Raw genomic sequence first — 1,231 nt, 5'->3', positions numbered from 1 at the left:
TGAATCGGCTACACTAAGTTGGACAGAATTTATAAGGGCTAGTACACTAAACATACTAACCTAAAGGAGCTTGGTACAATGCCGCGCCAACGTAGAACTTTTACAGCCGAATTTAAACTTCAATTAGTAAAGCTATATGAAAATGGAAAGTCCCGTGCGGATATCTGCCGAGAGTATGAAATCACACCATCCTCATTAGATCGTTGGATTAAAAATCATCAAGAAACTGGATCCTTTTCTGCGAAAGATAATCGTACAGAGGAAGAGAACGAGTTAATGAGATTGCGCAAAGAAAACCAACGCTTAATGATGGAGAATGACATTTTAAAGCAAGCTGCGCTGATCATGGGACGAAAATAAATGTGATTCGAAATAACACACACAAATATTCAGTATCAGCAATGTGTAACGTCCTCCATATACCCAAAAGTAGTTACTACTATCAAGCCAATTTGTGCGAAAAAGAAGCCCATGAAAGAGAAGAAGTGGAGCTTTCCAATGAAATTCAACGCATTTTTAAGGGAAGTCGTTGTAACTATGGTACTCGCAAACTCAAAGTAGAGTTAAAGAAGCAAAACTGGATCGTTTCTCGTCGTCGAATCGGTCGGATTATGAAACAACTAGGCTTGGTATCGAATTATACGGTGGCACAATACAAGCCATATAAACAATCCAGTAATGAAGCTCCTACCCGAAACGAGTTAAAACGTCAATTTAACCAAGAAGAAGCATTAACAGTAGTTGTAAGTGATTTAACATACGTCCGTGTCGAGAAAAAATGGCATTACGTATGCTTATTTGTCGATCTTTTCAACCGAGAAATTATCGGCTATAGTGCTGGTCCAAATAAGACAGCTGACCTGGTATATAAAGCATTGGCAAGCATTAAAGGTAACTTGCATAACATTCAAATGTTTCATACAGACCGAGGAAAAGAGTTTGATAATAAACTACTTTCCGAGGCTTTAGAAACATTTGGGATTCAAAGATCTTTGAGTACAAAGGGATGTCCATACGATAACGCCGTCGCCGAAGCCATGTTCAAAGTCTTCAAAACGGAATTCGCAAATGGAGCCCATTTTACTTCTCTTGAACAGCTAAAACTGGAATTAAATGATTATGTTCATTGGTTTAACCATATTCGAATTCATGGAACACTCGGTTACTTAACGCCAGTAGAATTCAAGAAACAGGCCTTATAAAAGTTGTCCAGTTTGGTGTTGACATTCCA

The 1,231-nt window shown here is 38.3% G+C and carries 1 protein-coding gene; it reads left to right on the top strand.

The window, feature by feature from the left end:
- Positions 1-78: 78 nt before the first annotated feature.
- Positions 79-1,202, top strand: a protein-coding gene (locus LXM54_RS27630) for an IS3 family transposase (protein ID WP_442780552.1) whose coding sequence is annotated in 2 segments (ribosomal slippage) — positions 79-325 and positions 325-1,202 — 1,125 coding nt in all. Because the reading frame shifts where the segments join, the coding sequence is not laid out codon by codon here.
- Positions 1,203-1,231: the final 29 nt, after the last annotated feature.

The sequence above is a fragment of the Bacillus sp. Au-Bac7 genome, assembly GCF_021341655.1.
GTDB lineage: Bacteria > Bacillota > Bacilli > Bacillales > Cytobacillaceae > Niallia.
The sequence above is the reverse complement of the archived record's forward strand: the minus strand, read 5'-3'. Positions and strand labels throughout refer to the sequence as shown.